At 44.2% G+C, this 22190-nt stretch carries 19 protein-coding genes and 1 riboswitch; of the genes, 6 read left to right on the top strand and 13 right to left on the bottom strand.

Annotated elements, in window-relative coordinates; translation table 11 throughout:
- Positions 1-47: 47 nt before the first annotated feature.
- A complete protein-coding gene (locus VSQ61_RS05695; protein ID WP_334343487.1) occupies positions 48-809 on the bottom strand; it encodes a tRNA lysidine(34) synthetase in 762 nt (253 codons plus the stop codon).
- 201 nt (positions 810-1010) lie between these two features.
- On the opposite strand from VSQ61_RS05695, the gene VSQ61_RS05690 reads away from it, so the two are divergent.
- A complete protein-coding gene (locus VSQ61_RS05690) occupies positions 1011-1364 on the top strand; it encodes an Hpt domain-containing protein (RefSeq protein WP_334343486.1) in 354 nt (117 codons plus the stop codon).
- A gap of 118 nt (positions 1365-1482) precedes the next feature.
- Here the strand turns inward: VSQ61_RS05690 and VSQ61_RS22825 are convergent, their stop codons facing one another.
- Positions 1483-1698, bottom strand: coding sequence for a nuclease-related domain-containing protein (locus VSQ61_RS22825; protein ID WP_350340137.1), 216 nt, complete (start codon positions 1696-1698; stop codon positions 1483-1485).
- 174 nt (positions 1699-1872) lie between these two features.
- Here VSQ61_RS22825 and VSQ61_RS05685 point away from each other — a divergent pair, with 174 nt between their 5' ends.
- Complete coding sequence (locus VSQ61_RS05685) at positions 1873-2190, top strand: LysM peptidoglycan-binding domain-containing protein (RefSeq protein WP_334343485.1); 318 nt, start codon at positions 1873-1875, stop codon at positions 2188-2190.
- Between the two features lie 752 nt (positions 2191-2942).
- Positions 2943-3141: riboswitch (cobalamin riboswitch) on the bottom strand.
- 334 nt (positions 3142-3475) lie between these two features.
- On the top strand, positions 3476-4567 hold the full coding sequence (locus VSQ61_RS05680; RefSeq protein ID WP_334343484.1) for a tyrosine-type recombinase/integrase: 1092 nt from the start codon (positions 3476-3478) through the stop codon (positions 4565-4567).
- Positions 4568-4692: 125 nt separating this feature from the next.
- Here the strand turns inward: VSQ61_RS05680 and VSQ61_RS05675 are convergent, their stop codons facing one another.
- The 4 genes from VSQ61_RS05675 to cysK form a co-directional block, all read right to left on the bottom strand.
- Positions 4693-5811, bottom strand: coding sequence for a DUF3048 domain-containing protein (locus tag VSQ61_RS05675; protein ID WP_334343483.1), 1119 nt, complete (start codon positions 5809-5811; stop codon positions 4693-4695).
- Between the two features lie 265 nt (positions 5812-6076).
- Complete coding sequence (locus VSQ61_RS05670) at positions 6077-7381, bottom strand: O-acetylhomoserine aminocarboxypropyltransferase/cysteine synthase family protein (RefSeq protein WP_334343482.1); 1305 nt, start codon at positions 7379-7381, stop codon at positions 6077-6079.
- A gap of 502 nt (positions 7382-7883) precedes the next feature.
- On the bottom strand, positions 7884-8801 hold the full coding sequence (locus VSQ61_RS05665) for a LysR family transcriptional regulator (protein WP_334343481.1): 918 nt from the start codon (positions 8799-8801) through the stop codon (positions 7884-7886).
- Between the two features lie 316 nt (positions 8802-9117).
- Positions 9118-10050, bottom strand: a complete 933-nt coding sequence (cysK, locus tag VSQ61_RS05660; RefSeq protein WP_334343480.1) for a cysteine synthase A — start codon at positions 10048-10050, stop codon at positions 9118-9120.
- Between the two features lie 408 nt (positions 10051-10458).
- Here cysK and VSQ61_RS05655 point away from each other — a divergent pair, with 408 nt between their 5' ends.
- Positions 10459-10866, top strand: coding sequence for an RrF2 family transcriptional regulator (locus tag VSQ61_RS05655; RefSeq protein WP_334343479.1), 408 nt, complete (start codon positions 10459-10461; stop codon positions 10864-10866).
- A gap of 3 nt (positions 10867-10869) precedes the next feature.
- On the opposite strand, the gene treC is transcribed toward VSQ61_RS05655, so the two are convergent.
- Positions 10870-12519 (bottom strand): alpha,alpha-phosphotrehalase, encoded by a 1650-nt coding sequence (gene treC / locus VSQ61_RS05650; RefSeq protein ID WP_334343478.1) that lies wholly within the window; start codon positions 12517-12519, stop codon positions 10870-10872.
- Between the two features lie 161 nt (positions 12520-12680).
- Positions 12681-14642, bottom strand: coding sequence for a PTS system trehalose-specific EIIBC component (gene treP, locus VSQ61_RS05645; RefSeq protein ID WP_334343477.1), 1962 nt, complete (start codon positions 14640-14642; stop codon positions 12681-12683).
- Between the two features lie 510 nt (positions 14643-15152).
- On the opposite strand from treP, the gene VSQ61_RS05640 reads away from it, so the two are divergent.
- Both VSQ61_RS05640 and VSQ61_RS05635 read left to right on the top strand, forming a co-directional pair.
- Positions 15153-15536 (top strand): hypothetical protein, encoded by a 384-nt coding sequence (locus VSQ61_RS05640; protein ID WP_334343476.1) that lies wholly within the window; start codon positions 15153-15155, stop codon positions 15534-15536.
- 303 nt (positions 15537-15839) lie between these two features.
- A complete protein-coding gene (locus tag VSQ61_RS05635; RefSeq protein WP_334343475.1) occupies positions 15840-16568 on the top strand; it encodes a UTRA domain-containing protein in 729 nt (242 codons plus the stop codon).
- Positions 16569-16810: 242 nt separating this feature from the next.
- Here the strand turns inward: VSQ61_RS05635 and VSQ61_RS05630 are convergent, their stop codons facing one another.
- The 5 genes from VSQ61_RS05630 to VSQ61_RS05610 form a co-directional block, all read right to left on the bottom strand.
- A complete protein-coding gene (locus tag VSQ61_RS05630) occupies positions 16811-17671 on the bottom strand; it encodes a hypothetical protein (RefSeq protein ID WP_334343660.1) in 861 nt (286 codons plus the stop codon).
- 527 nt (positions 17672-18198) lie between these two features.
- A complete protein-coding gene (locus tag VSQ61_RS05625) occupies positions 18199-19902 on the bottom strand; it encodes an alpha-glucosidase (protein WP_334343474.1) in 1704 nt (567 codons plus the stop codon).
- A 77-nt stretch (positions 19903-19979) separates the two neighbouring features.
- On the bottom strand, positions 19980-20780 hold the full coding sequence (gene proB, locus VSQ61_RS05620) for a glutamate 5-kinase (protein WP_334343473.1): 801 nt from the start codon (positions 20778-20780) through the stop codon (positions 19980-19982).
- Between the two features lie 105 nt (positions 20781-20885).
- Positions 20886-21266, bottom strand: coding sequence for an SdpI family protein (locus VSQ61_RS05615; RefSeq protein ID WP_334343472.1), 381 nt, complete (start codon positions 21264-21266; stop codon positions 20886-20888).
- A 114-nt stretch (positions 21267-21380) separates the two neighbouring features.
- The gene (locus VSQ61_RS05610) at positions 21381-22157 is read right to left on the bottom strand and encodes a hypothetical protein (RefSeq protein ID WP_334343471.1); all 777 of its coding nucleotides are present in this window, start codon (positions 22155-22157) and stop codon (positions 21381-21383) included.
- Positions 22158-22190 lie beyond the last annotated feature (33 nt).

The following is a 22190-nucleotide window of genomic DNA, read 5'->3' as shown; positions in this document are numbered from 1 at the left end:
ATCATTTAAACGCCTTGATTTATGGTACTAAAAGGTATTGTTCTCCATTATTTTGTACAAGAGTTAACTGCCGACAATGCCTGAATATAATCCAGAGACTCATAGGGCTTGTAAATTCCATCCAGAATGGCACGAAACATTCGCTCGGAGGTGCCGGGATGCTCCTGGTTCAGACTGCGGAGCAGATCCTTTGCGTATTCTCGTTTGGTATGTCCGTCGGCAGGACAGGGGCTTTTGCAGACAGGTAGGCTGTATTTGTGCTGAAAGCCTATTACGTCCGCTTCATCTATGTACATCAGAGGGCGAATCACGGTCAGATCCATCCGATCCAGGTAGGTAACCGGCGCAAAGGTATGAAAGCGTCCTTCGAAGATGAGGGCGAGCAGCATAGTTTCCACCACATCATTCTTGTGATGGGCATAGGCTGCCTTATTACAGCCAGTCTCCTTGATAGCCTGATTTAAGGCTCCCTTACGCATCTTGGCGCAGAGGGCACAGGGGTTGCTTTCTTTGCGGATACGAAAAATAATATCATAGATATCTGTGGGGACAATCGTGTAATGTATTTCCATTTTCTCGCACAGGGTTCGAATTCCGCTTAAATCGAAATTCGGAAAGCCAAGGTCAACCGTAATTGCCTCCAGCTCAAAAGAGGCCGGATAGAAGCGTCTAAGCCCGTGAAGAGCATAAAGCATGGCCAGGCTATCCTTTCCACCGGAAATTCCCACAGCAATTTTATCTCCCTCTTGAATCATATGGTAATCATCTACGGCTCTGCGTGTATAGCTTAAAAGCTGCTGAAGCTTCATATGGTAAATGCCTTCTTTCTTTTATATATAAACAGATGAATCCGTCTTGGACATGATACCATGCCGACGAAGCTCTTGGCAAGTTCTATTTGTCTAAATACCTCTTATATAACGATATAACCTAAATTTTGGCGTTTATCTTGAATTACTGCTGTAATTATGATAAATTGTATAAAGGAGCAGAAAGGAAGGTATGATAAAATGACAATAAGAGAATGCTATGATGCTATGGGAGGTAATTATGCAGATGTAGAGGGACGTTTGAGAACGGAAGAACGGATTAAGAAGTTTGTGCTTCGTGTTCTCAATGATTCTAGTTATGACCTGCTTTGCACATCTATGGAAACCCGTAATATGCCTGAAGCGTTCCGGGCAGCCCACACGATAAAGGGTATCTGTCAGAATCTTTCTCTGGATCGGCTCTACGAATCCTCCAACGACCTTGCCGAGCTGTTGCGGAACAGAGATGAGTATGGTGCGGACTTAGAGCCTGCACTGGAGAAGGTGAAGGAAGATTACCAGGTTACCATTGACTGCATAAAGCGGCTGGATTAGGCAGGACAGGCGTGATTGCTGTTTAATAAAGAGTTGGAAATTTAATCACCCAAACGCAGGCTTGTTTAAATAAGCGTTTGGGTGATTAAATTATTATGAGTTTTTTAACCATAGCTTACTATTTATCTGATAAGCTTTCCGTATATCTGCACTTGGGAAAATTGGAGCACCCCAAAAAATTTCTTCCCTGATACATAGGATTGAAAAACTGTCTTTTTTGTGACCTGCCTTTTCCGGACAGCAAGGTTTGTGTCCAATATTGCTGTGTTTCCGTTCCAAAAATCCAACCGCTATAATTCTTAGATTCAAATACATAGATCCCGGATTCATGCAAAAATGAAAATACAGAAATAGTGAGATCTTTATAATCTACTTAAAACCGAACAAAAGCCCGAATATTTTTCGAACATATGTATTGACAAACAACTGTTCTGTGCGTATAATAACAATATGTATAGAACAATTGTTTGGAAAATGTGTTCGAATTATTGCTTTAGGGGGAAGAGATATGTGTAGGATGAGGAAGATTGCTTTGACGGCTGGTTTAACTATTTGTCTGATTTTAGTCATGGCTTTTACGTTCGGAAGCTTTTTATCAAAGGCAAAGAATAAGGAAGCAAAGGTTACTTATTACAAGTATTATACCAACATTGAGATTCAGCCTGGAGATACTTTATGGGATCTGGCAGATGAGTATTTGGAGAATTATGAATCCAAAGAGGTCTATATCAAGGAAGTCAGCCAGTTAAATTCCATTAAGAATGGCAAGATTATTTCCGGACAGAATCTGATTATGCCGTATTACTCTACGGAATATAAATTTTAATATTGTCAATTGCCTGGAAGATTTGGAAAATCCGTCTTGTGGAGAATATTCCATGAGGCGGATTTTGTGTTATGTTGAAGCTTAGGGGAACTTTTGAATTCTGTTTATCAGATTCGCTGAATAAGCTTTTAGATATTTTGGAAAAGAATGCTTCAAGAAGTGGTGGAGTTCAGAGAAATAGATCTATGCGACAAACACATGTTTTTCGCATAGATCTAAGAGGAATTACACATACAAACCCTTGCCTAAGTCAAAACCGCTGTTGGATAAACCGGACATATGAAAATACGGCTGCCAATTTGCAGTCAGCTCACAATCCTGCCGTCCTCAATATGAATCGTCTGAATTTCTTTTCTTCGAAGAATACAAGTTCCTTGTATCACATCACAAAATCCTCAGGCTTGCCCTGTTATAATTTTTCCTATAAAAAACGCCTGCCATAGGATTTGTTTTTAGAAAGTGCCTTGTATTCCGGAAAAGAAAAGCTACAGGTATTCTTTTCCGATAAAAAAGCTTCTTACAACAAAACCCAGACAGACGCCAGGGCATCCAAAGGAAACCTGGGAAAGGCGTGAGTAAGCCGAATGCCGTCACAGCTTATCAGACCTGTGCGTTTAGGATATGTCACCTTCAGATGGTACGTTCTTCCACATTGAGCATTCCATATGATAAAAAATGCCTGCTTCCACGGAAACAGACACGTACAAAAAGCCAAAAGGCATTTTTGACAGGAACTAAACTTTCTTCGGAAGTCTCTCCTCAAGTATTAAGCAGGTTTCCTGGCTTACAGATCTGCATATTTTCCTTTCCTTCTCATACAAAAAGTTGTACAATGGATTCGTTAGGAAATATTCCCTGCTTACAGTGACCGGATCGCTTAGGACTCGCACCTAATTCCCTCTTCCTGCCAAAATTTTGAATCTGGCAGGCACTTAATACCTTATATGGAATTGTACGCATTTATTATAGCATTGACCTGATGATACGTCAAGGTACTCTTAGTGCTATTTACTATGAAAGATCCTTTTCTGCGTAGCAGAAAACTGAGTTCAGGGATGCCCCATGCGCCACTGCCGACTTTCATTTATGGTGGTGTGCCAATGGGGTGCATGTGGGTTTGCTATGAGCTTTACAATACGCACCAGCAATGAATGGAAATAGTTCAAAACTGATATAGGTGTGAATTGTAACGAGAAATCGATTGATAAGTTACATAATTTTATTATGTAAACTTAAATATATTATATCTGGAACTTATACATTACTTAGGAAGGAATTTTCAATTATGGAATACAAAACCTACCATGAACAAAACGATATGGAAAATATTCGTAAGCTGCGGGAGGTACTGAAAACGCTGCCATCCTTTGCCAAGGATTATTTTCGGGCAATCGAGCCTACCACTTCCACAAAGACCCGAATCTCCTACGCCTACGATATCCGAGTTTTTTTTCGATTTCTCATTGAGGAAAACCCTGTTTACAAAAATTATGAAACCACGGATTTTAAGCTGAGTGATCTGGATCGGGTTGAGGCTGTGGATATTGAAGAATATCAGGAGTATCTGAAGCTGTATCAGAAGAAAATTGCTTATTCCGGTACGGATAAGGAAAGCTTCGACACCATAGATATTACCAATGGCGAACGAGGATTAAAACGGAAAATGTCCGCTTTGCGGAGCTTTTATGCATATTTTTATAAGCGGCAGCTTTTAGAGCACAATCCTACGGTGTTTGTGGACATGCCAAAGCTCCACGACAAGGCAATCATTCGTCTGGATGTTGATGAGACGGCAAGGCTTCTGGACTTTATTGAGCATGGCGGCGACGGCCTTACGGGGCAGAAAAAGGTTTATTATGAAAAGACAAAGGAACGTGATCTGGCGATTGTCACACTCCTTTTGGGAACCGGTATCCGTGTGTCTGAGTGCGTGGGCCTCGACATTACGGATGTGGACTTTCACAACAACGGAATCAAGGTGACTCGAAAGGGCGGCTCCGAGATGATTGTTTACTTTGGGGAAGAGGTGGAGCAGGCTCTTCGAAATTACATCAATGGGAGCCGCAAAGAGGTCATTCCTCAGGAGGGGCATGAGCTGGCGCTCTTCTACTCCACCCAAAAGCGGCGCATCGGCGTAGGTGCTGTGGAAAACCTGGTGAAGAAATATGCAAAGCAGGTAACTCCCCTTAAGAAAATCACTCCCCACAAGCTCCGCAGTACCTACGGAACTACCTTGTATCAGGAAACAGGAGACATTTATCTTGTTGCCGATGTACTGGGGCACAAGGATGTGAATACCACCCGGAAGCATTATGCCGCTCAGGATGAGAACCGCCGCCGGATGGCTGCGAAGGCGGTTAGGCTTCGGGAGGATTAGTGCTTTTTTTCATTTATGGTGATATACCAATGGAGCACATGTAGGTTTACTATTAAGAAAGGATGTTAGAAACAACCTCTCAGGCTATTTCTAACATCCTCATGTATTTTTTATTCTGTCAGTGATTACTGAATTACCAGTTCACTCCAACGGTTGTCTGCAACAAAACCAATGTAGGTCTTACCAGTGTTTATCTTAATCTCGTTACCATCCATATCATAGTAAATGGTACGACTCTGATCGGTAGTCTTGCTCCAGGTAATGGGGATTGCTTTTCCATTGGTAATGTAGTAGCCGTCTTTTCCTGCATCCAGACAATTCCAAACCATATATCCGTGATCATCCAACTGATTAAATTCCATTCTCTGAAGAATCACATTTTTGAATGCAAGCTGCTGATTGCCGTTGCCTGGATCACGGTGCTCTCCGCCGTACTCAGAATACAGATATGTACCAGATGCTTCATCATAGTCTAACTGAGAACCATTGTGGCCGAAAGGAAGATCCACCAGCGTGCAATCCTGACAGCCAATGTTGCCGGACAAATCTACGGGCTTCTTTTCAGAAGCAAACCGGAAATGCGCTTCTTCCGGACGATACTCATTATATTCCCGTGAAACGCTTGTGTTGCGGAAATTCTTATCCATATCACCAGGAAGAATGTACTCTGTAAATTCTCTTGCTTTTCCGTTATTTACACGGGAGAAGGTTCCACTGAAGTGATCCACATAGGGCTTCTCCAAAAACGTGTTAATATAGAAGGGACCTCCGTCATGGCAGACAATTGCGTTCCATTCCGGAGCGATCATCAGGTTGGTGGGACGTACGCTTCGAACACTTCCAATCTGATCAATGCTGTCATAATCCTTTATGAGAACCATAAAACGTGTAATCTGATCATTCAAAGTACTGTTCATCATCTCATAAACAATATCTGCCTGACTCAGACCATAATGGGGAAGGGCTGTCTTTTCATTGTCAACCATTACTGCAATGGGACGCTGCTCCTGCAAGTCTACACTGATCCACTCGTTGGTCAGTTCACTGCGGTACATGCCGTCCGGAGCAATTTCGTCTTCCTCCTCTTCTTCCTGCGGTTCCTCTTCTGGCTCTTCAGCTAAAATTTCATCTTCAGTAGAAAATTCTTCTGCCGGAGCGGAAACCTCTTCTTCTTTTTTTCCGCACCCTGTTGTGCTGATTCCAAGGGACAAAGCCAATAGAATCCACAATAATCGTTTCCTCATAAGTAAATTCCTTTCTGTTTTCCTGTTGTGTGTTAATTTTATTAAAAACCGTAACAATTATATCATACTTTTTTAAAATTTACTACAATTTTTTAGATATTAAAAGTCTATTATTGTCCTTAAAAAATTTCAACACAAATTCTCATTTAACTCCTGTTTTTTCCTGTCACTTCACAAGAAAAATGTGATGACTGCTTTTATAGTGATTATTCAGAAATTTTTAATCAGAAAGAAATATTCCAGGCACAGATTTTTTCAATCTTTTTTATTTTACCGCATCAAAAGCTGCATCCAATGCCGCAATCAGATCCTCTGCTTTCTCAATCCCGATGGAAAGACGAATGGTGTTCGGCTTGATATCCTGCTCTAAAAGTTCTTCCTCTGTGCACTGGCTGTGGGTGGTGGTTGCAGGGTGAATGACAAGGGATTTCACATCCGCCACATTTGCCAGCAGGGAGAAAATGGACAGGTTATCAATGAATGTCTGAGCGGTACTTGCATCACCCTTGATCTCAAAGGTGAAAATGGAGCCTCCGCCGTTTGGCAGGTACTTCTTGTACAGCTCATGGGTGGTCTCCGTGGGGAGCGACGGGTGATGCACTGCTTCTACCTGTGGATGACTGTTCAGATATTCTACAATCTTCAAAGTATTGCTTACATGGCGTTCTACCCGGAGGGAGAGAGTCTCCAATCCCTGTAGAAAAATGAATGCATGGAAAGGAGAAAGGGTTGCTCCCGTATCACGAAGAATGACCGCACGGATATAGGTTACAAATGCCGCTGGGCCTGCTGCGTCTGTAAAGGATACGCCGTGATAGCTGGGGTTGGCTTCGGAGATCCAGGGATATTTTACCGATGCTTTCCAGTCAAAGTTTCCGCTGTCTACAATCACGCCGCCAATGGCTGTTCCGTGTCCGCCGATAAACTTTGTGGCGGAATGTACTACAATATCTGCGCCATACTCAATGGGACGGATAAGGTAAGGCGTAGCGAAAGTGGAATCTACTACCAATGGAAGGTTGTGTTTGTGAGCAATCTGCGCCAGCTTTTCCAAATCGATCAGGTTGGAATTGGGGTTACCGAGTGTTTCTACGAAGATTGCCTTTGTATTTTCCTGAATAGCTGCTTCGAAAGAGCCCTCCACGTAAGGATCTGCGAAAGTGGTTGTCACCTGATTGTTCAGTGGAAAGGTGTGTGCCAAATAATTGTAGGTACCGCCGTAAATGGTTTTGGATGCTACGATATGCTCTCCTGCTTTGGCAAGAGCCTGGAATGTATAGGCCAGGGCTGCTGCACCGGAAGCAACGGCCAGGGCCGCCACGCCGCCCTCCAGGGATGCAATTCTCTGCTCGAATACGTCTTCTGTGGGGTTGGTCAGCCTTCCGTAGATATTTCCTGCATCACGAAGACCAAAGCGGTCCGCCGCATGCTGTGAGTTGTGGAATACGTAGGAAGTAGATGCGTAGATGGGAACGGCCCTTGCATCCGTTACCGGGTCTGCCTGCTCTTGTCCGATATGTAACTGCCTTGTCTCGAATCCCCAGTTTTTTGAATCTTTGATATCTGCCATTTTTTGAATCCTCCGTTTTATTTTTTGCTGTCTTTTATTCCTGTGGGCAGCGAGCCAAGCGGACGTGCTTGCACGTCCATTTGGCGACTGCCGCAGGGGTCAAATACCCCGCAGTTCTGCTGCGCTACAAGCTTGATGCCCCGTCAGCTTGCTGCGGGTATTTGACTTATTGGTATATTTCTATGGTGTCAAAGCTTGATTTCTTTTTTATAATATTCCGGCTTCATTCCTACTGTTTTTGCCTTATGGCATCATAACTTACGGCACATTCGATTTCTGCTTAAAATAAATGCATATTGAAACATTTTTTATCCTCCTTGCTGTTCCTGTTATTCATACTAACATGGTGGGTTATTTCTGTCCAATATGCAAAAAGAATACCCAGTTATAGTTTTAAACTATAACTGGGTATTCAATTCATTAGCTGCTTTTCTGGTTATTTCTTGCGTAACAGAGCAAGAAAACCATGCTTATCATAACTTCAAGTACGGATTATACTAGATTAAACCTTAAGATATTTCTTAAGCGCCTCCACATACCTCTCTCCCATCTTGCTTAACAGGATATTTTTCCTGGTGATATAGCCGATCTCCATAAGGCTGTTTGGATTCTGCTCATCATCCTCAAAAGGAATCGCCAGAAAATCGCTTCCGTTCAGTTCCTCACAGATGATTCCCGAACACAGCGTATAGCCATTCAATCCCACCATCAGGTTCAGCATGGTAGCCCGGTCGTTTGCCTTAATCACCTGGGGATATTCATTGGTCGCCAGAATTTCCTCTGCCAGATAGAAGGTGCTGTTGTCTCCCTGCTCAAAGGACAGGCAGGGATAGCCGCTAAGCTGCCCGAATCGGATGGACTTCTCTTTCGCAAGGGGATGATTTTTCCACAGATAGACATAAGCCTGACATTCAATCAGGTGATGGAACTTTAGTCCTGCGGAGCTTAAGAGCTTTTCCATGGACTTTCGGTTAAAATCGCAGAGGAACAAGACTCCAAGCTCACTTTTCAGAGTACTGACATCGCTGATGACCTCTGCCGTCTTTGTCTCTCGAATTGCAAATTCATATTCTGACATGTCAAATTCCTTCGCCATGTCTACAAAGGCTTTCACTGCAAAGGAATAGTGCTGTGTGGAAACACCGAACTTCTTTTTGCAGGATCCCTCTTTTCCGTATTTTCCCAGCAGATTTTCATACTGGGAATAAAGCTGCTTTGCATACAGCAGAAATTCCGCACCGTCGTTAGTCAAAGTTACACCCTTTCCGCTTCGGTAAAACAGGGTGATTCCAAGCTCCTTTTCCAGTTCCTTTACTCCGTTGGTAAGGGAGGGCTGAGACACATAAAGCTGCTCGGCCGCTTTGTTCATGGATTTTGTCTCGGCAATGGCAATGATATATTTTAGCTGGATCAGCGTCATGTCGGTTCGTTCCTTTCCATGTGATATATAATCCTATGTAACTGTTCAGTACCCTCACAGTTACAATGCAAAATCCATTAAAATCGCCTGCGGCGATGGGGTTCTAAATGCCGGTGGCACTTGTTCAGAACCGACCGAAGCGAAGCGTAGACCTTTGCACTCCTGAATCACGTTCTTACGGTCTTCGCAGCAAGTGCTTCGACCTGTACTAAATACTTACAATCCTACAATAAAAAAGCAGTGAAGTCAAATCGAATACTCCGCTGCTTTTTCTTATCGGTCAATCCCTGGGAGAAAATCTTCTGCAATAAGGATATCACTCGGTAAATAGAGGTGTAGAATAATATCTGTCGCCCGTATCCGGCAAAAGCGCCACAATCACCTTTCCCTCATTTTCCTGGCGCTTTGCAAGCTCAATGGCGCCATACAGAGCCGCACCGGAGGAAATGCCTACCAGGATTCCTTCTTTTTTTGCCAGAAGCTTTGCGGCGGCAAAGGCATCCTCATTTTCTGCCTTGAATACCTCATCATAAACAGATGTATTTAATACCTCCGGCACGAATCCGGCTCCAATGCCCTGAATCTTGTGAGCGCCTGATTTTCCTTCGGATAATACGGGAGACGCCGCAGGCTCCAAAGCCACTACTTTAATATTGGGGTTCTGCTCCTTTAAGTACTCTCCGGTGCCCGTTACGGTTCCGCCCGTCCCCACACCGGCGATAAAGATATCTACCTTGCCGTCCGTATCCTTCCAGATCTCCGGGCCGGTGGTTGCCTTATGAACAGCTGGATTAGCCGGATTTACAAATTGGCCGGGAATGAAGCTTCCGGGAATCTCCTTTGCCAGCTCATCCGCCTTTGCAATGGCGCCTTTCATGCCCTTGGCTCCTTCCGTAAGCACCAGCTCCGCCCCATATGCTTTCAGAATGTTTCGCCGCTCTACGCTCATGGTTTCGGGCATGGTAAGAATGATTCGATAACCCTTGGCTGCCGCAATGGATGCAAGGCCGATTCCTGTATTGCCGGAGGTTGGCTCGATGATTACGGAGCCTTCCTTTAAAAGTCCCCTGCTCTCCGCATCCTCGATCATAGCCTTGGCGATTCTGTCCTTTACGCTTCCCGCAGGATTGAAGTATTCCAGCTTGACCAGAATCGTCGCCTTAAGGCCAAGCTCCTTTTCAATGTTTGTTACCTCTACTAAGGGTGTATTTCCTATCAGCCCTAAGGTTCCCTTATAATAATTTGCCATTTCATTCTCCTCCTTTTTTAAGTTGCTGCCGGGCGGCACTAAAGGGTAAAGTCCCTTCGGCACACACCTAATGAGAGAAACTTTCATTCGAAAGGACACTCATGAAAGATTCTCTCGTGTGCCTTTGCGACTTTACTGTCCAGCTAAAAAAATTTATCATTAACACTTGACAGTTCTTAGCCGGATTTTTATTTCCGAAATTCCTCTGACAGCAACTCTGTTTATTGTTTTTCGGAACTATTTACCAAAGGATATCACCTTTTACATACTATGTCAATATGAATATAGGTTTTATATTGAATTTTTTTCCGCACTGGGTTATAATAAACAAAGAACAGCTTGGAGCTTCTCTGCAAATGAGGATTTGAATGATATCCGGGGAGTGCCGAGCATTATGGAGGAACTGCTATGATTTCAACAAAAGCCCGTTATGCCCTTAGAGTGATGATCGATCTTGCACAGCACAGGGATGCTGCTTATATTCCCCTGAAGGATATTTCCTCCCGGCAGGAGATTTCCGAAAAATATCTGGAGATTATTCTGCGGATGCTGGTAAAGGGGAAGCTTGTGAAGGGACTTCGGGGGAAAGGCGGCGGCTATGTGCTTACGAGGGAGCCGGAGGATTATCTTGTCGGAGAGATCATTGAGCTGACCGAAGGTCCTATTGCCTGTGTAGCCTGCCGGCTGCCGGATGCGGAAGTGTGTCCCCGAAAAGAAAACTGCATTACCCTTCCCCTTTGGGAAAAGTATGACGCACTTGTGCATGAGTTCTTTTTTGGTATTACGTTAAAGGATTTGATGGAGGGGCGCTTTTAAATTCTATGATCCTCTTTTTTCCAGCACCAATACCTCAAAGGGTCTCAATCTCACCGCACCCTCCATCGTACGGCTGTCCTCATAATTCCCAAGGATTTTCTCATACCCGCACCAGACGGATTCAGCCAAAACCGCCGCTTCCTTTCCGGTCAGGTTATTTAACACAACCACTTCTTCACCCTGATACCTTCTCCGATAAGCCAGCACATCCGGATTCTCCTGCATAAAAAATTCAATACTGCCCTTGGAAATCACAGCCTTTTCTTTCCGCATAGCAATCAGCTTTCTATAAAAATGATAAATGGAATCTTCCTCTGCCATCTGGGTCCGCACATTGATTTCCCCATAATTCCTGGCAGCCTCAATCCAGGGCGTCCCCTCCGTAAAGCCGCATCCGTCCTCTCCGGACCACTGCATAGGCGTCCGGCTGTTGTCCCGGGAACGGGCGGCCAAAATCTCAAGGGCCTCTTTTTCCGTCTTCCCCTGCTCCAAAAGAATCCCATAATAATTCAGGCTTTCCACATCCCGATACTGCCCAATTTCCTGAAAATGGGGATTCATCATTCCGATTTCTTCCCCCTGATAGATATAAGGCGTTCCCTGCATCAGATGGATACAGGCTCCAAGCATCTTGGCGGACTGCTTCCAGTACTTTCCCTCATCCCCCAGCCGGGACACAATCCGGGGCTGATCGTGGTTGCACCAGAACAAAGCATTCCATCCATGAGCTTTTTGCATCCCCATCTGCCACTCTTCAAAAAGCCGTTTCAGCTCCATTCGATCCGGCTCCATCAAGCTCCATTTGTCCCCATCCCTGTAGTCAACCTTGAGGTGATGGAAATGAAAGCACATGGACAGCTCCCGTTCCTCCGGGTTGGAATAGCGGATGCAGTCCTTAAGATGCGTGGAAGACATTTCGCCCACAGTCATTAATTCCTCAATCCCCGTGTCACCTGTCAGCTCTTTCAAATACTCATGAATATGAGGTCCATCCGTATAGAACCGCCGTCCGTCTCCCATAAGATCATCCGTAAATGTTTCCGGCTTGGAGATCAGGTTTACTACATCAAAGCGAAAGCCCTTTACTCCTTTCCCCTTCCAAAAGCGGATAACATTTTTAAGTTCCTCCCGAACACGAGGGTTTTCCCAGTTCAAGTCCGCCTGCGTTACATCAAAGAGATGGAGATACCACTTCCCAAGAGCGGGCACATACTCCCATGCAGGGCCTCCAAACTTGGACTGCCAGTTTGTGGGAAGCTGGTCCCCGGTTCCATCCCGGAAGATATAGTAATCCTGATACTCTTTCTCCCCGGCCAGGGCTTTTCTGAACCATTCATGAGCGGTGGAGGTGTGGTTGAACACCATATCCAGCATCACCTTAAGTCCTCTCTTTTCACTCTCGGCAATCAGACGATCCATATCCTCCATGGTGCCGAATCTGGGATCAATGGCACAGTAATCCGACACATCATAGCCGTTGTCATTCTGGGGGGATGGATATACCGGAGTGAGCCACAGGTAGTCTGCGCCAAGTCCCTGTAAATAGTCCAGCTTTTCTATCACTCCGGGCAAATCTCCCAGCCCGTCTCCGTTTGAATCCCGAAAGGATTTTGGATATATTTGATATACGATTTTTTCTCCCAGATCTATCATGGAAATCTCTCCTATCTTTTTGCTTCTTTTTTATACATACTCCCCGGCAAAGAAAGCCGGCTGCTTATCAAACTGCTGTCAGTCAGAGCTGGGAAGTATGCCCTATACTGTTCTTTGATGGGTTATTCATTTTACAGAATCTTGTACAAAGCTTTGTTTCTCTATGCAAATGTCACAAGAACGGTCTCATTTTCCTTTGCATCCATGCCCGTATGGAATTGTATCCCATGGGCATTTCCCTGTTCCGTGATAATGCATACGGTCACATCCGGATGGCCTGCCGCCTGAATCTTTTCCCGGCTGAACCGAACCAAAGCATCCCCGGCTTTCACTCTCTGACCTGTCTCCACCTCATAGGTAAAGCCATCCCCGTTCATATCCACCGTATCAATGCCGATATGTAAAAGAACTTCCATTCCATTGGCAAGTTTAAGGCCGCAGGCATGCCGTGAATCCTCCATCAGCACCGTAACCTCCGCATCTGCCGGAGCACACAGCACCTCGCTTTTTGGTATAATCGCAAGGCCCTCTCCCATAACGCCCTCGGAAAATACGCCGTCACCAACTTCTTTTAAGGGAATTACCTTTCCGGATAAAAATGCTTTTAATTCTTTGGGAACATCTGTCCCGTTTTCATTTCCGGCTTCTTCCCTATTATCTGTCGTTATTCCATCGCCTGCGTTAACGGCTTTCACTTCGCCTTTTTCTGACGGGGTCAGCTTCTTCTTTCCCGCTATCATGGTAAGAGCCAGGGGAACCGCTGCCGCAATTATCATGCACAGGGCAAAGCTTCCCATATATTCCGGCTTTATGGAAAGGATTCCCGGAAGCCCGCCTACACCGATGGCATTTGCCGTAGTTCCCGTTGCCACACAGACTATCGCAGCAGCGGCAGAACCCATCATACCGCACACAAAGGGGAAGCCTTTCTTTAGGTTTACGCCGAAGATAGCCGGCTCCGTAACTCCAAGGTAACAGGAAATGCAGGCCGGAACATTGACCTCCTGAGCCTCCGCATTTTTCTTCTGCAGAAGAATCATTCCCAGTACCGCAGATCCCTGTGCAATATTGGACAAAGCAATCATAGGCCACAGCATAGTTCCGCCATAGTCCGCAATCAACTGCAGATCAATGGCATTGGACATATGATGAAGTCCCGTAATAACCAGCGGTGCATAGACAAATCCGAAAATTGCTCCAAATACGACCTTAAAGGTTCCGGTGATTCCCGCATATACCACAGCAGAGATGGCGGATCCAATCTTCCAGCCGATAGGTCCTAAGACAAAATGGGAAGCCATTACTGCAAGCAAAAGGCTGCAGAATGGAACTACAATCATGGATACTACCTGAGGTGTTATCTTTCGGAAAAATTTTTCCAGGTATACCAGAGTAAATGCCGCCAGAATAGCCGGGATTACCTGTGCCTGATAGCCAATCATATTTACCTTAATAAACCCGAAATCCCATTTGGGAATATCAGATGCAGCCGTGGCCGCTACCGAATAGGCATTCAAAAGCTGCCCCGATACCAGCGTCAGTCCAAGAACAATTCCAAGCATCTGGGTAGTACCCATCTTCTTTGTCACCGACCAGCAGATGCCCACCGGAAGCATATGGAAAACGGCTTCGCCAATCAGCCACAGAAATCCGTCAATACCGGTCCAAAACTGGCTGATATCGCAGAGGGTCTTGGTGCCGTTCTCAAACAGATACAGACTGTCAATACAGTTGCGGAAGCCTAAGATCAAACCGCCGGTAATAATAGCCGGAATCAGCGGCGCAAAGATCTCCGCCAGTGCGGTTACGATCCGCTGCAGTACGTTTTGGTTCTGCTTTGCGGCCTGCTTTACCGCATCTTTGGATACACCCTCAATTCCTGCTATCGCAATAAAGTCGTTGTAAAAATCGGCAACCGTATTTCCGATGATAACCTGAAACTGGCCGGACTGTGTAAAGCTTCCCTTTACCACTTTCATAGCCTCGATTCCCGGCACATCCGCCTTTGCCGGATCTGCCAGTACAAAACGCATTCTGGTCATACAGTGTGATACTGCCGCTATGTTTTCCTTGCCTCCTACCAGGCCCAGCAGCTCTTTTGCATCCTGTGCATACTTACCCATAACCTCGTTCCTCCGTGTCTGTTTTACTTGTTTAAACATGTTATGGTTTATATATATCACACTTGTTTAAACATGTCAATAGGTTTTTCGAAATTTGTTTAAACAAGTTTGTGATTTGCCATTGACTTTTGGGGATTGGGATTTATAATAAAAGGTAGGAAACGGACGCAGTCAGGAAAGCCCGCATATCCCTCCCTGCTCCGCTTTCGCTAACACGCCTTCCGGGATATGCGGGCTTTCCTGACTGCTGGGGGTTGGGTGATTCTACACTGTTGATATGTATTGCAGGCAACTTGCTAATATTTTGAAGTTTATCTGCCCCGTAGGGTATAATCAAAGATACGGATCGGGCTTAGAGAGGAATGATATGATGCGGCAACATGATAAGATTATAAATATGGCTGCAAAAAAGATATTAGCCCCTCATGGGCTTTTTCGGCAAGGCACGTCAAGAACTTGGTTAGATGATAATGGATATATTTCAAACAAAGATAGAGGAATTTGCGAAAAGTGATAGAATACCGTAAATTCAATGATATGAATTATGCGAAAAAATGTCTTGAACAGAAAGCATCGGGTATACCAAAAAATCAACGCTTTTGGGAAGTTTATGATATGGCAATGATATGCTTTCTAATGGGCAATTTTGAAAATGGATTAAATTTCTTTGAAAAATTTTTGAATATATTAAAGAAAAGTTTTTATGCTGGTAATGTGTATATAGAGTGGCATGAAACATTTTATAACCATTGTATATACCATATAAAACCCTATTTAACATCTAAAGAAGCGGCACAAAAAATGGTCTTAGATATGATTAAGCGACGAAGAAATTATTTTAATAGCAAGCCCTCTTTTAAAAAGATGAGTAAAGAAATATTTCTTTTGTCTTAGAGAACAAAGTTGGAGAAATTCCGGTTTACAAAACAATGAATCAGATGCAAATTTAGTAATTGTGTGTAAAATATTCATTGATGCTTCAAGTTTTATGCAACAGAAGCTCTTTTCAAAAAAAGAGTTTTCCTTTTTATACGGATAAGCTTTCACTAGAAGTTTTAATTTTGAAGTCAGCCGTCATACAGGAAATATACTTCTTTACAAGCGTGTTAGGCCTCTGGCCGGAGCATGGAAAGAAGTATGTTTCCTGTATGACGGCGTCCGCTGCCAAATACAAATTTTATTTAAAGGAGTTTCCCTATGCCTAAGAGTATTTATGAATCTATTTATAAGGATTTAAAACGGAGAATTGAATCGGATGAGTTCGCCTATCGGGAGCTTCTGCCCTCGGAAAATGTGCTGATTCGAAACTACAACTGCTCCAGAAATACGGTCCGCAGGGCGATTGGACGGCTGGTGACGGACGGCTATGTGCAGACGATGCAGGGAAAGGGTGTCCGCAATATCTACCGTCCTGTGGAGCAGACGGCTTTTACCATAGGGGAGATTGAGAGCTTTCGGGAATCGGCCATTCGAAACGGTCATACCTATGATACGAAAGTTCTGCTTTTTATGGAACTGACTGCCGACGAATCTCTGGCAGAAAAAACAGGTTTTCCGGCAGGTGCGGAGATTTATTATCTGCAAAGGCTTCATTTTCTGGATGGGAAGCCTTTGATTATCAATCATAATTATTTTTTGAAAGAATGTACCCTTGGTCTTACAAAGGAGATCGCTGAGACTTCCATCTACGATTATCTGGAGCATACGCTTCATATGACCATTGTGAACAGCCGCCGGATTATGACGGTGGAGAAAATTACGGAGATTGATGAGAAATATCTGGAATTGAATGTGGAGGATTACAACTGTATGGCTGTAGTTACCAGCTATACCTATAACAGTGACGGGATTATGTTCGAGTTCACCCAGTCCCGGCACCGGCCGGATTATTTCCGGTTTCAGGAGCATGCGGTGCGGAAAGGGTGAGATACGATTATTACGTAAATAAGGGGCCGGATTCCTGAATAAAATCTACAAGGTTTCCAACCCTGTTGCTACTTGTCAGGGACGTATTCATCATTTTTCATCACCTTTCCTTGATTTTGATCTATTTCCCATGCTCTAAGTCATGGAGAATGACACGCTTTAACTTTTAAAGACGCATGGTTTACAATTTACTGTTCCATGCGCCTTTATGCTGTTTTATTGATATTAAATTGTTCTGTTGATTACGCCAACTGCATAACCTCAGCTTCAAGTTCTTTTAATTCTTCAAGTGATAATGACGGAACATAATCCGCAATTTCTTGCAGTGACATTTTACCTTTCTTTATCATTCTTTCTGCGGTTTCCCTGTCTGCGTCATGTCTTTCGCTTCTGATAAATGATTTCATTATCTGTTCTTCATCAAATAAACTCATCATAATCGTCACAACCTCCTTTTCTCTTTCCGCTAAATATTCCCTTAAAACATTTCTGTCCTTACAGATGCGAATTGTTTTCGAAACTGCCTTTTGTGTCATTCCATACTGTTTTGTCTGTTCGTTAAAAACTTTACAGAAAATGATGTACTGATTGATGATATCATCTGTATCACTTTCATAAATAACCCTTGCTTTTACTTCAATGTCAATATCTGCACCTTCAAAAAATTCTTTTGATAAAAATACTTTATCGGGTTTCCGTCCTTTGTTTCCTGTAAAAATCACATAGAGTTCGGGCTTCGGCATTTTCACTTTCTTGCTTTTGTAATAGTTTTGGCTGGTACGTTGAAAATATTCGTGATAACTTTGCGCCAAATACAGCAAAACTCTTACTAAAATATTCATTGTCCATGTAGACTGTGCTTCTATGAGAATCATCAGCTTATTATTAACAATAAAGCCTAAGTCATTATACAGATTGTCGGTCAGCACATTTTCTATTGTTACATCAGTTAGGGAATCCTCTGTCGCTGTGGTGTCCTCTGGGTGGAGCGTCTTATACAGCTTTAGCAGATAACTCTTGTTTTGAAAAAGGTCAAGGAATACGCTGTTTTTTGCGGTACGCTTTGCCATGACTTCTTCTATCTGTTTTGTATCGTCCTGCACTTTAACACCTCGATTTCTAAAAACCTGTGACACAAGATACGATATATTCTACTCCTGCTACACTTCAATTATACAAAAAAGTCCCGTATTTACAATGAAATTCATATGAATTTTTCATATACTATATTTCCTTGTCAACCGCCTGCAAATTTATCATAGCAACTATTTGGTTCTGCATATCCTCAACAGTTTCTATTCTAATTCTGCCTATTTTCAGGGTTCTTTTTGTTATTGCTGATTACCTCTTTGACAGTTCCTTTAATCGGTTTAATTTCTGCCCCTTTGAAAGATGTTCCATTTCCAACTGTTGGTATCGCTGTTCCTTATCTGCTGTGAATTTTGCAAGGCTCTCAAAGCTGTCTATCTGTTATTCAAGAGCCGTATAAAATCACTTTTCGCAAATGTGAACCATATATTTTCTTAATTTCAGAAATATACTGTTCTAACAAGCTCCGCATCATCTGTGGCATATACCATACCTCCTATTGCATAAACCTGTTTTCATTATGTGCTGTTAATTCCATTATTTATATATTTTCAGTCTCCAAAATCAGGAACTGATACCCCTCCATAGAAATCCGGCTTCCATCCTCTGTCTTTTCCACAGCTTCAATCCCAGGTTCCATCCCGCAATTATCCGCAACCACGCCTTTCACCGCTGCGGTAACAGATACACTTCTTTTCTCCTTTTGCACATTAGCCAAAACAAGAAGCGTCTTCTCTTTCCCCCTTCGGTAAAAGCCCGTAAAATTTTGAAGCTCCGTAAGCACCGGCTCCTGCTTTCCATAGACAACTGCTTCACCATATTCCGAATCCGTCCGCAGGGCAATGAGCTTTTTGTAAAAGGATAAGACGGAATCCTCACGCCCCTCCTGCTCTTTCACATTCAGCTCTTTATAATTTTCATTCACCAAAAGCCATGGATTGCCCTCGGTAAAGCCGCCATGCTCATCATCACTCCACTGCATAGGAGTACGGGCATTGTCCCGGCTCATTTCCGATACAATCTTAAGGGCCTCATCTTCCCCAATGCCATGCTCCAATGCAACCTGATACTCGTCCAGCGTGCTGATGTCATCCACTTCTTCTATGGAAGAAAACCGCTTATTGGTCATTCCGATTTCCTGTCCCTGATAGAGAAATGGCAGGCCAAAGGTCATAAGAGAAATTCCGGCCAAAAGCTTTTTCCCTCTGTCATTCTGCCCGTCCTTCGGCAGATACCGGCTGACCCCTCTGGGCTCATCATGGTTTTCAATGATATTTGCCATCATGCCGATTTCCTGAGATACGGCCTTGCTTTCAAAAACCGTATCCCGAAATTCATCCATGGATATTTTTCGCCTGTCATACCATCCGTTTTCACTGGCTCCCAGAAGATGGGGAGAAAAATCAAAGATGGACTCAAAGCAGCCCTCATTCCCAATATACCGCTTAAGCTCCTGGGGACGGAAATCAAAAAGTTCTCCGATGGTAAATGCATCATAGGGTGCAAATGCTTCCTGCTTCATTTCCTGAAGAAAATCCATTACGCCCCGGGCATATGCAAGCATAGTGGTTCCCGCACACATGCCGTCCTCCCGATCCGCCGGAAAATCCACAAAGCGCAGATCTTTTTTGATATTGATAATGGCATCCAGACGGAAGCCTGCAATTCCCTTTTCAAGCCACCAGCGGATCATTTTGTAGATCTCCTGACGGACCTTTGGATTCTCCCAGTTAAGATCCGGCTGCTCCTTTGCGAACATATGGAGATAAAAAAGATTGTCATATCCGGGTAATTTCTCCCACACGCTCCCTCCAAAGTAAGACCGCCAGTTGCAGGGAGGATTGCCGTCCTTTCCCTCCCGGATATAGAAATACTCCCCATAAGGCCCAAAAGGATCCTTAAGCGCTTTCTGAAACCATTCATGCTGATCCGAGCAGTGGTTTACCACCAGATCCATCACAATGGCAATGTCCCGCTTCTTTGCTTCCTTTAGAAGCTCGTCCATATCCTCCATGGTTCCAAAGGCCGGATCAATGGCGTAATAGTCGGAGATATCGTAGCCCTGATCCACGAACGGGGACTTGTAAATAGGGGAAATCCATACAATTCCAATGCCCAACTCTTTTAAATAATCCAGTTTTTCTATAATTCCACGAAGATCTCCGATTCCGTCCCCGTTGTTGTCCTTAAAGCTTTTGGGGTAAATCTGATACGCTGTCTTATCATGCCACCATCTCTTTTTCATTTTATCCTGTCTCCATCCCTGTTCACAATTTCATTTCTATAAACCTGTTCCACCCTATATCTTGTGCATACATTTAACTAATCCCGATGCCCCATAAATTTGGTCCCTGCCTGTTTTCCTTTCACAATCTCATACAAAATCGCCGGATTGCCTCCATTGGCTATAATCGTGTCGATTCCCTGAGTAGTGGCCAGGTCCGCCGCCTGAAGCTTGGTCCGCATGCCTCCCGTTCCCCGTCTGGATCCGGCGCCTCCCGCAAGCTCATAAGTGCTGTCCTCTATCCTATCAATGCATTCAATCAAAACCGCATCCTTATAAAGCCGGGGATCCTTGTTGTAAAATCCGTCAATATCCGAGAGAATAATCAGCTTATCCGCATTACAGAGAACGGCAACCACTGCGGAAAGCATATCGTTGTCTCCGAAAAGCTTTTCCTCGGACTCAATCTCCGTATAGCTTACGGAGTCATTTTCATTTACAATGGGAATGACACTGTGCTCTAAAAGGGCGTCAAAGGTGTTTGTTAAATTTTCTTTCTTTTCCTCCTGGGTAATATCCTCAGCATTCAATAGAATCTGGGCTACGGTTTTGTCGTAATAGCCGAAAAATTTATCATAGAGAAACATATTGGCGCACTGTCCCACGGCTGCCGCCGCCTGCTTCATCCGCATGCTTTTGGGCTTTTCCTTAAGACGCATTTTGTTGGCTCCTACGGCAATGGCGCCGGAGGACACCAGAATCACTTCATGGCCCATATTTTGAATATCCGCAATGGTCCGGGCAAGCTCTTCCATCCGCTGTAAATTGCTGTTGCCCAGCTCATTGGTCAAGGTGGTGGTTCCCACCTTGATGACAATTCGTTCCCGTTTCAGACTCATTTTTTCTCTCCTCAGTTCTCAGGCAAGCATACCTTAACGGACGAAGTCCGCCTGCCCCAAAGGGGCATGTATTACGGTGTACCCGTAGGGTATGCCTATCTGTTTTTAAATTTTTCGATTTCCATTGGCATCGAAGTGTTTTTTCAATGCCCTCTCCGTATAAAAAATCGTTCCAAACAGAGGAAGAAGCTGCAAAAAACACAGGATTCCTCCCACATTAGAAACAATATTTTCATTTTTTCCCATAACAAAGAGCATTGCCGCAAGAGATACGGGCAGCATCACGAAACCGCATCGCTGCCATATCCGGCCGCAGTATGTATTGGCAAAAATCCATGTATCCATATTTTTTGTAGACATTCGGGTTCGATAGCCGTAGACGTCGTTAATCTCCTTAGGCGGGTGCTTTTGAAGCAAAATCCCGAAGCCCAGCAGAATGGCTGGCGTCAGCAGATCTACAAGCAACATCGTAATCCAATATCCCATCCCATACCTCCTAAAAAATCTCTTTTAAAAATCCGTCATAAAACAAGTCATTCCTGACACCTTGCCTTATGACAAACTTTTTACCTCAATCAAATACTCATCTTATTGTCTTTCTTAAAAATCCAGCAGAATCGGGACACGGTTTTCCAGGGAAAACTTGGCAGCTCTCCAAAAAATGGAGAAAGCAAACTTGGCCAGGGATTCCGTATCATACACATCATGCTCCGCAATACCTGCATTTGTCAGCTTTCCGTCCCGAATCTCCCCATCTACCGGATAGCCTTCCGTTTCCGTCCAGCTTAAAATTGTCTCTTCATCGGCCTTCCAGCCTATGGAATTGATCTGGTCAAGCTCCATTTTTAAGGCTCCTGCAGTGGAGATTGTAACCTCCCCTCCAGCAGGATCTGTGCCGTTAAAGGCAAAGCCATCCTCTATGGGAAGCCACCAGCTTGCCCCGATAAACAAAGACCAGAGCATCTTCTCATCCTCGCCAATCCGCTGAATCAGGGGATGCTTTTCAAAATCCCAATTTTTTTCCACCGTCTTCGGCAAGGGTTCCTGATAGGTCCGGGCGGCCGCATACAAAAGCAGGGCGCCAAAGGCATCCCAATCCGGCTTATTCGTATAATAAGGCGACACATTGTCCTCTGTCCACGCCTCATATGCCGGGCGCTCCGGAGAAGCAAGGGCGGCCAATATCTGACTCTGCCAGTTTTTCATAATTTCCTGCATCTCAGATGCGCTTAACTGAGGTTCGCTGTTATCCTTATCCCCCTGGGGCGTAATCCGTGAAAAGGAATAGCCGTTGGCTTCCGCCCACTGCTGTGTGACAGACTTCCAGTTATCTGTGTAGTAGCGGGTCAATGTGCCTGCATAAATGTCAAGTCCCATGTATGATTTCCTCCTGCTGGTTTTTGTTATTTC

It is taken from the genome of Candidatus Merdisoma sp. JLR.KK006 (genome assembly GCF_036941035.1).
Lineage (GTDB): Bacteria > Bacillota > Clostridia > Lachnospirales > Lachnospiraceae > Laedolimicola.
The sequence above is the reverse complement of the archived record's forward strand: the minus strand, read 5'-3'. Positions and strand labels throughout refer to the sequence as shown.

Excerpts from the sequence above, each read along its gene's own strand:
- VSQ61_RS05695 (WP_334343487.1), bottom strand. The coding sequence starts at position 809 with ATGAAGCTTCAGCAGCTTTTAAGCTATACACGCAGAGCCGTAGATGAT.
- VSQ61_RS05690 (WP_334343486.1), top strand. The coding sequence starts at position 1,011 with ATGACAATAAGAGAATGCTATGATGCTATGGGAGGTAATTATGCAGAT.
- VSQ61_RS05685 (WP_334343485.1), top strand. The coding sequence starts at position 1,873 with ATGTGTAGGATGAGGAAGATTGCTTTGACGGCTGGTTTAACTATTTGT.
- VSQ61_RS05680 (WP_334343484.1), top strand. The coding sequence starts at position 3,476 with ATGGAATACAAAACCTACCATGAACAAAACGATATGGAAAATATTCGT.
- VSQ61_RS05675 (WP_334343483.1), bottom strand. The coding sequence starts at position 5,811 with ATGAGGAAACGATTATTGTGGATTCTATTGGCTTTGTCCCTTGGAATC.
- VSQ61_RS05670 (WP_334343482.1), bottom strand. The coding sequence starts at position 7,381 with ATGGCAGATATCAAAGATTCAAAAAACTGGGGATTCGAGACAAGGCAG.
- VSQ61_RS05665 (WP_334343481.1), bottom strand. The coding sequence starts at position 8,801 with ATGACGCTGATCCAGCTAAAATATATCATTGCCATTGCCGAGACAAAA.
- cysK (WP_334343480.1), bottom strand. The coding sequence starts at position 10,050 with ATGGCAAATTATTATAAGGGAACCTTAGGGCTGATAGGAAATACACCC.
- VSQ61_RS05655 (WP_334343479.1), top strand. The coding sequence starts at position 10,459 with ATGATTTCAACAAAAGCCCGTTATGCCCTTAGAGTGATGATCGATCTT.
- treC (WP_334343478.1), bottom strand. The coding sequence starts at position 12,519 with ATGATAGATCTGGGAGAAAAAATCGTATATCAAATATATCCAAAATCC.
- treP (WP_334343477.1), bottom strand. The coding sequence starts at position 14,642 with ATGGGTAAGTATGCACAGGATGCAAAAGAGCTGCTGGGCCTGGTAGGA.
- VSQ61_RS05635 (WP_334343475.1), top strand. The coding sequence starts at position 15,840 with ATGCCTAAGAGTATTTATGAATCTATTTATAAGGATTTAAAACGGAGA.
- VSQ61_RS05625 (WP_334343474.1), bottom strand. The coding sequence starts at position 19,902 with ATGAAAAAGAGATGGTGGCATGATAAGACAGCGTATCAGATTTACCCC.
- proB (WP_334343473.1), bottom strand. The coding sequence starts at position 20,780 with ATGAGTCTGAAACGGGAACGAATTGTCATCAAGGTGGGAACCACCACC.
- VSQ61_RS05615 (WP_334343472.1), bottom strand. The coding sequence starts at position 21,266 with ATGGGATATTGGATTACGATGTTGCTTGTAGATCTGCTGACGCCAGCC.
- VSQ61_RS05610 (WP_334343471.1), bottom strand. The coding sequence starts at position 22,157 with ATGGGACTTGACATTTATGCAGGCACATTGACCCGCTACTACACAGAT.